4 protein-coding genes are annotated in these 3,628 nt (G+C 69.6%); all 4 read left to right on the forward strand.

Translation table 11 applies throughout. From position 1 onward, the window contains the following. Window positions 1–472, forward strand: a 472-nt coding sequence (locus DRB06_RS03760; RefSeq protein ID WP_111819163.1) for a R3H domain-containing nucleic acid-binding protein, incomplete at its 5' end; no start/stop codon positions are given. 4 nt (window positions 473–476) lie between these two features. Next, window positions 477–1,145, forward strand: a complete 669-nt coding sequence (gene rsmG, locus DRB06_RS03765) for a 16S rRNA (guanine(527)-N(7))-methyltransferase RsmG (protein WP_073333431.1) — start codon at window positions 477–479, stop codon at window positions 1,143–1,145. A gap of 76 nt (window positions 1,146–1,221) precedes the next feature. Next, complete coding sequence (locus DRB06_RS03770; RefSeq protein ID WP_073333428.1) at window positions 1,222–2,133, forward strand: ParA family protein; 912 nt, start codon at window positions 1,222–1,224, stop codon at window positions 2,131–2,133. 2 nt (window positions 2,134–2,135) lie between these two features. After that, window positions 2,136–3,431, forward strand: a complete 1,296-nt coding sequence (locus DRB06_RS03775; RefSeq protein ID WP_111819164.1) for a ParB/RepB/Spo0J family partition protein — start codon at window positions 2,136–2,138, stop codon at window positions 3,429–3,431. Window positions 3,432–3,628: the final 197 nt, after the last annotated feature.

A 3,628-nucleotide genomic window follows, 5' to 3' on the forward strand; every position in this document is an offset into this window, starting at 1 on the left:
GGCCTCGGTGGCGATCATCGCCTCCGAGGCGGGCGACGAGCGCGAGTTGGCCGACCTGGTCGGCCGCGACGGCGAGGTCCTGGAGGCGATCCAGGAGCTGACCCGCCTGGCCGTCCAGGCGCGCACCGGCAATCGTTCCCGGCTGATGTTGGACATCAACGGCTACCGTGCGGCGCGCCGCGCCGAGCTGACCAAGGTTGCCGCCGAGGCGGTCAACAAGGTCAAGGCGACCGGCGAACCGGTGGCGCTGGAGCCCATGAACCCCTTCGAGCGGAAGGTCTGCCACGACGTCGTCGCCGCGGCCGGCCTGTTCTCCGAGTCCGAGGGCACCGAGCCGCACCGGCACGTGGTGGTCATGCTCCCCGACGACGAGCCGGAGGACGTCGACGAGGTCGACGGCTCGGATGAGGTGGAACAAGGCGCGCCGGATGCGGGCGCCGCCGACGAGGCGACCGACGACGAGCAGGCCTGAGCCGATGGCGACGCTCGACCCCGCCGCCCCGCAACCCGGCGAGCCAGTGGTCGTGGAGGAGCCGACCGCGGAGATGCGGGCGATGTTCGGCCCCGCCTTCAGCGCGGCCGAACACTTCGCCCACATGCTCGCCGAGGAGGGTGAGCTGCGCGGGCTGGTGGGGCCGCGCGAGCTGCCGCGCCTGTGGACCAGGCACATCGTCAACTCCGCCGCCGTGGTCCCGTTCCTGCCCGACCATGGCAGGGTGGCGGACATCGGTTCCGGCGCCGGCTTTCCCGGCATCGTCGTCGCCCTGCTGCGGCCGGACCTCGATGTGGTGCTGGTGGAGTCCATGGAGCGGCGCACTCAGTGGCTCGACGACGTCGTCGCGCAGCTCGACCTGGACAATGTCACCGTCCGGCGCGCGCGGGCGGAGGAGTTGCGCGCCAAGTATGACGCCGTCACCGCGCGAGCAGTGGCGAACCTCTCAAAGTTGGTAAGGCTGACCTCACCTCTGCTGCGGCCGGGTGCCAGTCTGCTTGCGCTCAAGGGCGCGCGGGCGGAGGCCGAGGTGGCGGACGCCAAGTATGTGATCAAGCGGGCGCGTCTTGAGCCGGCCGTCATCCACGAGGTGGTCACCCCCGGTGAAGAGGTCACCAAGGTCGTTGAGGTTCGACGGCCCGCCTCGCGCTGACCGATCGGCGGCGGCCGCTCACGTAGACTGAAGCGCCGAAAGGCGTACGCCAACCGGACGCCGTAGGAGAAGCAGATTGTCAGGATCGTCTATCTTCGATCAGCTCCGCGCTGACCGCTCAGCCCTGGATCAAGTCGCCGAGGGCGGATTCCCCCGGCCCGAGCACACTCGCATCATCGCCGTCGCCAACCAGAAGGGCGGCGTGGGCAAGACCTCCACCGTGGTCAATGTCGCGGCCGCACTGGCCGAGGCAGGGCTGCAGGTGCTGGTGGTGGACGCGGACTCGCAGGGCAACGCCTCGACGGCGCTCGGGGTCGAGCACGACGAGGATCAGGCCTCCATCTACGACGTGTTGGTTGAGGGCGCCCGCATCCAGGACGTGGCGGTGCGCACGCGTTTCGCCGAGACCCTGTGGTGCGTGCCCTCAACGCTCGACGTCGCCGCCGTGGAGATCGAGTTGATCAACTCTTCGCAGCGTGAGTCGCGCATGCGGCTCGCGCTGGAGGAGTTCCTGCGGGACCGCGAGGCGCAGGGGCTGCCTCGCATGGATTACGTACTCATCGACTGCCCGCCCAGCCTCGGCATTATGACGATTAACGCCTTCGTGGCCGCCGGGGAGGTACTCATTCCCATGCAGGCCGAGTACTACGCACTCGAGGGTTTGGCGCTGCTGACGCGCTCGGTGGATCGCATCGCCCAGATTCACAATCCTGACCTGAGCGTCTCCATGATCGCCCTGACCATGTTTGACGCGCGCACCACGTTGGCCAAGGAGGTGGAGGCGGAAGTACGCACCTACTTCCCGGCGGCCACGCTCACAACTCGCATACCCCGTTCTGTACGCGTGGCGGAGGCGCCGTCCTTCGGGTCCCCGGTCGTATTCTGGGACCCCCGCTCGAGCGGCGCCGTCGCCTACAAGAAGCTCGCGATGGAGATCGCCGCGCGCGGTGTTGAGCAGGCTCGGCAGGACGAACCCACGGAGGCATGACGATGGCTCAGAAGAAGCGCGGCCTGGGACGCGGGCTGCAGGCACTCATCCCCGACGCGCAGGTGGAGAATCCCAGCCGCCGCCCCTCCGACGTCTTCTTCCCCGAGGGCCCGGGTGCCGACGCCGCCGCGGGGACCGAGCCCGAAACGGTGCGCCACGCGGATGACATCGCCGCCACCCTGCTGGCCCCCTCCAAGCGCTCCCGGCGGGGCGGGCGCAGTGCTGGAACGCGTCCGCGGACGCCGGTGGACCCGAACGCTGTGGGCGACGCGAAGAAGACCGACGTGGACGCCGCGGGCTCCCCGGGGATCGCGCAGGGCCCGGCGGAATCGGCCGGTATGACCGAGGCGGCCGCGGCGAGCACCGTCGATGTTTCACGTGAAACATCCGCTGCCGGCGCTGACGCAGAGGCCGACATCGAGTTGGTGCCGGTGCCGGGAGCGACCTTCGCCGAGCTGCCGGTCGCAGCGATCGTGCCGAACCGGCGTCAGCCGCGTCAGGTGTTCGACGAGGACGACATTGCGGAGCTCGCCGACTCCATCAGGGAGGTCGGCCTGCTCCAGCCGATCGTGGTGCGCCGCATGGACGCGCCGGTGGATGGCTCCGCGGGCTCCGAGAACGCGGACGCGCCCGAGGACGCCGCTTACGAGCTGGTGATGGGCGAACGGCGCCTGCGCGCCGCGAAGGCGGCCGGGATGGAGACGATTCCGGCGGTGGTGCGCTACACCGCGGACGAAGAACTGCTGCGCGACGCGCTGTTGGAGAACCTGCACCGGGTGCAGTTGAACCCGCTTGAGGAGGCGGCCGCCTACCAGCAGCTGCTGGAGGACTTCGACTGCACCCAGGCGGAACTGTCCGAGAAGATCGCTCGGTCCCGCTCCCAGATCTCCAACACCCTGCGGCTGATGAAGCTGCCGCCGCTGGTACAGCGGCGGGTGGCTGCGGAGGTGCTGTCCGCCGGCCATGCGCGCGCGCTGCTGGGCCTGCCCGACGCCGCCGCCATGGAGCGCGTGGCGCAGCGCGTGGTGGCCGAGGGGCTGTCGGTGCGCGCCACCGAGGAGATCGTGGCCGTGTACGGAGAGCCGGCCGAGGCGCATGCCGCTGCGAAGACGGTGGGGCACTCGCGCAACACCCCCCTGCCTGCACTGTCCACGCGCCTTTCCGACGCCTTCGACACTCGCGTCAAGGTCACCCGGGGCGCCAAGAAGGGCCGTATCACCATCGAGTTCGCTGGGGATGAGGATTTGGCGCGGATCGTGGAGGCGCTGGCGCCGGGAACCTCGCTGGACGAAGGCTGACACGGCCGCTCGTCTGGCGATGGGCCTCTGGCCTTGAGACGACCGTGCACGTGGTTCGAACTGGACCGAGTCGGCTGCGCCATGGAGACGCGCGTAGGCGTGATTGAGTAGTCGATGGCGTGCGGCGCCCGGCCCGGACCGCAAGCAGTTATCAGATGAAGGCGAGAGGGCCGCGATGTTTCACGTGAAACATCGCG

Source organism: Actinomyces sp. Z5 (genome assembly GCF_003287795.1).
Classification (GTDB): domain Bacteria; phylum Actinomycetota; class Actinomycetes; order Actinomycetales; family Actinomycetaceae; genus Actinomyces; species Actinomyces glycerinitolerans.

Coding starts and splice junctions, on each gene's coding strand:
- DRB06_RS03775 (WP_111819164.1), top strand. CDS start 2,136: ATGGCTCAGAAGAAGCGCGGCCTGGGACGCGGGCTGCAGGCACTCATC.
- rsmG (WP_073333431.1), top strand. CDS start 477: ATGGCGACGCTCGACCCCGCCGCCCCGCAACCCGGCGAGCCAGTGGTC.